This window comes from Streptomyces sp. NPDC008125 (assembly GCF_042957125.1).
Taxonomy (GTDB): Bacteria; Actinomycetota; Actinomycetes; order Streptomycetales; family Streptomycetaceae; genus Streptomyces.
Genome location: NZ_JBIBHR010000052.1, coordinates 1 through 5,187, shown reverse-complemented (window position 1 = coordinate 5,187; position 5,187 = coordinate 1). Strand labels below are relative to the sequence as shown.

The window sequence follows — 5,187 nt, the reverse complement described above, 5'->3', positions numbered from 1 at the left end:
TCGACCGCGAACAGAGCGGCCTGCGCGAACATCGTCCCGTTCAGCAGACCCGCATCCCCACCCCACACCACCTCACGCAACGAACGACCCAGCCGAACGTCCAACTCCGCCACGACCTCATCGAAGGCCGCCGCGAACACCGGGTAGGACTCGTACAACTCACGCCCCATCCCCAGGCGCTGCGCACCCTGACCCGTGAACAGGAACGCCGTGGCACCAGCCCGCCGTACCGATCCCCGAACCACCGACGGCGACAGCCCACCCTCCGCCAGCGCCGTCAGACCCCGCACCAACTCCCCACGATCCGAAGCCGCCACCACCGCACGATGCTCCAACACCGCACGCGACACCACCGACGAAAAACCCACATCCAACAACGACGCAGAAGGCTCCCCCGCCACCCGTCCCAGCAGCTTCCCCGCCTGCGCCAGGAGTCCGCTCTCGCTCTGCGCCGACAGCACGACGGGGACGACGGGGAGCCCGGTCACCACTGCTTCGGTCTCCGGCTCTTCCGTCACCGGAGCCTGCTCCACGATCACGTGGGCGTTCGTCCCGCTCAGACCGAACGACGACACACCCGCCCGCCTCGGACGATCCCGCACCGGCCACGCCCGCGACTCCGTCAACAACTCCACCGCACCCGCATCCCAGTCGACGTGCGGCGAACGCGTCTGCGCGTGGAGGGACTTCGGCAGAATGCCGTGCCGTATCGCCTGCACGGCCTTGATCACGCCGCCGACACCGGCCGCGGCCTGGGTGTGACCCAGATTCGACTTCAACGAACCCAGCCACAGCGGATCGCCCTCCGGGCGGCCCTTCCCATACGTCGCCAGCAACGCCTGCGCCTCGATCGGGTCACCCAGACGGGTCCCCGTCCCATGCGCCTCCACCAGATCCACGTCCGTGGTCGTGATTCCGGCATTCTCCAGCGCCGCTCGGATCACCCGCTGCTGCGACGGACCGTTGGGGGTGGTCATCCCGCTCGACGCGCCGTCCTGGTTGACGGCGCTTCCCCGGATCACCGCGAGGACCGGGTGGCCGTTTCGGCGGGCGTCCGAGAGACGTTCGACCAAGAGGACTCCGACGCCCTCCGAGCAGCCGGTGCCGTCCGCCTCGGCCGAGAAGGACTTGCAGCGGCCGTCCGCCGCCATGCCCCGCTGATGGCTGAAGTAGAGGAACATGTCCGGCGTCGTCATCACGGTCACGCCGCCCACCAGCGCCATCGAGCAGTCGCCCCGGCGCAGCGCCTGGCCGGCCCAGTGGAGGGCGACGAGGGAGGAGGAGCAGGCCGTGTCGACCGTGACCGCTGGGCCTTCGAGACCCAGGGTGAACGCCACCCGGCCGGTGACCAGGCTGCCGTCGCTCGTGCCCGGCCCGTAGTCGTGGTACATGACACCGGCGAAGACGCCCGTCCGGCTGCCCTTCAGGGAGAGGGGATCGATCCCCGCACTCTCCACCGCCTCCCAGGACGCCTCCAGCAACAACCGCTGCTGCGGATCCATCCCCAACGCCTCACGCGGCGAGATCCCGAACACCCCGGCATCAAAATCAGCCGCGTCGTACAGAAAACCACCCTCACGCGTCACCGTACGATTCGGCTTCCCGGGCTCCGGATCGTAGATCCCCTCCACGTCCCACCCACGGTCCACCGGGAACCCCGACACACCGTCCCGGCCCTCCACCACCAGATCCCACAACTCGTCCGGAGAACCCACCCCACCCGGATAACGACACGCCATACCCACGATCGCGATCGGCTCGGCGGCGTCGCCGACGAGGCGGTCGTTGGCCGCGCGGAGACGTTCGTTCTCGACCATGGTCGTGCGGAGGGCCGCGACCAGCTGCTCAACAGATGCTTCCATGATGTCCTCAGCCCTCGCTCGGGTTCCGGGTCGGGTCGGCGGACGCGAGCGCCGCGCGCACCAGGTCGTCGACGTCCATGGTCCTGATCGCTTCGCCGGCCTGTGCGGTCTCGTCCTGCGGGGTGCGCGTGCCGGATTCGGTGGTGGGTGCGGGTGTCGCGGGTCGGACGGCCAGGTTGAGGAGCGCGTCCAGCAGGCCGGAGCTCCTCAGCGCGTCGACCGGGATGTCCGCGAGGGCCTGCCGGATGGACGCGTCGGTCTGCGCGGGGGCCGCGTCGGCGGGCTCGTCGTGGGTGGTCTCGTCACCTCCCGGCGGGAGTTCGTCGAGGAGGAATTCGGCCAGCACCGCAGGGCTGGGGTAGTCGAACATGAGGGTGGCCGGCAGTCGGAGGCCGGTGGCTTTCTGGAGCCGGTTGCGGAGATCGATCGCGGCGAGCGAGTCGAGGCCGAGTTCGGTGAAGCCCTTGGAGACGTCGATGGTGCCGGGAACGCTGTGGCTGACTCCGGCGACCTGTTCGCGTACGACGTCGAGTACCGTGCGGCGGCGTTCGGCCGTCTTCATACCGGTCAGCCGCTGTTCCAGGGTGAGTTCGGCAGCGGGTGCGGTCACCGCGGTGACGGCGGGTGCCCGTACCTCCTTGCGGGCAGCGGGCCGTTCCGGTGCGCCGAGCACGTCCTTCAGCAGGTGCGGCGGTTCGGTCGTGGCCTGACGGTCGCGTTCCACCCGGAGCGGTACGAGTACCGGCCGGTCGATTCCCAGGGCCTCGTCGAGGAGGGCGAGACCCTCGGTGGTCGGCAGGGCCGGCATGCCCATGGAGCGCATGCGCCGCAGGTCGGCGTGGGTGACACCACCCCCGAGACCGGTTCTGGTCTCCCAGAGGCCGAACGCCAGGGATGTCGCCGGGAGCCCGGCTGCCCGTCGATGGGTGGCCAGGGCGTCCAGGAAGCGGTTGGCGGCGGCGTAGTTGCCCTGGCCGATGCCGACGACGAGTCCGGCGCAGGAGGAGAAGAGGATGAACGCCTTCAGGTCCAGTGCGCGTGTCGCCTCGTGCAGGTTCCAGGCCGCGTCCACCTTGGGCCGCATCACCGTGTCGACCTGTGCGGGGGTGAGGGCGGTCAGCAGGGCGTTGTCCATGACCGCTGCCGCGTGGACCACCGCCGCCAGCGGATGTGCGGCCGGTATCGCGGTCAGCAGGGCGTCGACCGCCGCACGGTCGGACATGTCGCAGGCGGCGAGGGTGACGTGGGCGCCGAGTCCGTGCAGAGCGTCACGGAGTTCGGTGGCGCCGGGTGCGTCCTGGCCGCGTCGTCCGGCGAGCAGGAGGTGGCGCACGCCGTGCCGTTCGACCAAGTGGCGGGCGACGACGGCGCCGAGGCCGCTGGTGCCTCCGGTGATCAGCACGGTTCCCTCGGCGTCCCAGGGCAGGGCCACCGCGGGTGCCGTCGCCGGGACCCGGGCCAGTCGGGGTATCCGGACCTCGGCGCCGCGCAGGATCGCCTCGGGTTCACCGGACGCGGCCACGGCGGACAGTGACTCGCGGGCCTTGGCACTGCCGTCGGTGTCGACGAGGACGAAGCGGCCGGGGTACTCCTCCTGGGCTGCCCGCAGCAGCCCCCACACCGGTGCCTGGACGAGGTCGACGGCGGTGTCGCCCTCCTCGACGGGAAGGGCGTCACGGGTGACCACCATGAGGCGGGACCGGGCGTACCGCTCGTCCGCCAGCCACGACTGGAGCGTGTCGAGGACCTGGCCGGTGACGGTGCGGACGGCCGCCGGGATGTCGTCGTGATCCGTGGCCTGCGGTACGGGCAGGAGGACGACGTCGGGAGCCGGGGCACCGCCCGTCAGCGCGGCGCCGAGCGCGGAGAGGTCGCTGTAGGCGGTGCCGGGGCAGGCTGCGGGAGCGCCGCCGAGCACGGCCCAGTGGTCCGTGGCCGCGGCGACGGCCGCGCCGAGAGGCAGTTGTTGGGTGACCAGTTGGAAGACGGCCTCGTGTTCGCCGCCGCCCGCCGCGGCTGCCGCGTTGACCTTGGCCGCGGTGACGGGGCGGACCACGAGCGAGTCGATCGTGGCGACCGGGGTTCCCGTGGGGTCGGTGAGTTCGAGCCGTACCGCGTCGGACCCCTGTGACCGGTGGGATTCGACGGCGGTGATACGCACCCGCAGCCGTGAGGCGCCGGCGGCGTGCAGGGTGACGCCGGACCAGGCGAACGGCAGCTGGGTGCCGCCGACGTCCTGGGGGCGTCGGCCGTCCATGAAGTCGGTGGCGCTCAGCGCCGCGTCGAGGATGGAGGGGTGGAGCCGGAATTCCTTCCCGACCTCCAGGGAGTCCTCCGGCAGGGACACCTCCGCGAACGTCTCCCTGCCCCGGGACCAGATGCCGCGCAGGCCCCGGAACATGGGTCCGTAACCGTAGCCCTGGCCGGTGAGGTAGTCGTACACGCCGGAGATGTCGACCTCGTTCGCACCCGTGGGCGGCCAGTCGGCCGGGGCGGGGGCGAAGGTGCCGGCGGGGGGCGCCTGTCCGGTCCCCGGGGCGAGTACGCCACTGGCGTGCTTGCTCCAGGGGGCGCCGGCCGGGGCGTCGTCGGGCCGGGAGTAGACGGCGAGTGAGCAGCGCCCGTTCGCGTCCGGGGCGTCGACGACGACCTGGACGGCGAGTCCGCCGTGGGGCGGGAGCGGCATCAGTGCCTCGATGGTGAGTTCCTCCACCACCTCGCAGCCGACTTCTTCACCGGCACGGATGGCCAGTTCGATGTAGCCGGTGCCGGGCAGCAGCACGGTGCCGAGGACGTCGTGATCGGCGAGCCAGGGGTGGGTGCGGACGGAGAGGCGCCCGGTGAGCACGACGCCGCCGGCCTCCGGGGAGGCGACCACGGCGCTGAGCAGCGGGTGTGCCGCCGCGGTCTGGCCGAGGCCGGTCACATCGCCGCCGACCGGTTCGGGGGCGTCCAGCCAGTACGAGGTCCTGCCGAAGGCGTACGTGGGCAGTTCGACCCGGTGGGCGCCGCGACCGTCGAGGAGGTGCTGCCAGCCTACGCGGGGCCCGGCGACGTGCAGACGGGCGAGGGCGGTGAGGAGGGTGGACACCTCGGGCCGGCCCTTGCGCAGGACGGGCACGGTGAGGGTCTCGGGCGTGGCGGGTGCGATGGCCTCGGTGAGTGCGGAGAGCACCGCGTCGGGGCCGAGTTCCACGAAGCGGGTGACGCCCTGGCCCACCAGATGGGCGACACCGTCGGCGAACCGGACGGCCTCACGAACATGACGCACCCAGTACTCCGGCGACGTCACCTGCTCCACCGCCGCCTCGACACCCGTCACAAG

General features: G+C 71.6%; 2 protein-coding genes. Both read right to left on the bottom strand.

Annotated features, from left to right (window positions below; translation table 11 throughout):
• On the bottom strand, nt 1-1,865 hold a 1,865-nt coding region (locus tag ACFZAX_RS35315), incomplete at its 3' end, for a beta-ketoacyl synthase N-terminal-like domain-containing protein (RefSeq protein WP_390967066.1).
• Nucleotides 1,866-1,869: 4 nt separating this feature from the next.
• Nucleotides 1,870-5,187: SDR family NAD(P)-dependent oxidoreductase (locus ACFZAX_RS35310; RefSeq protein WP_390967064.1), on the bottom strand; the 3,318-nt coding region annotated here is incomplete at its 5' end.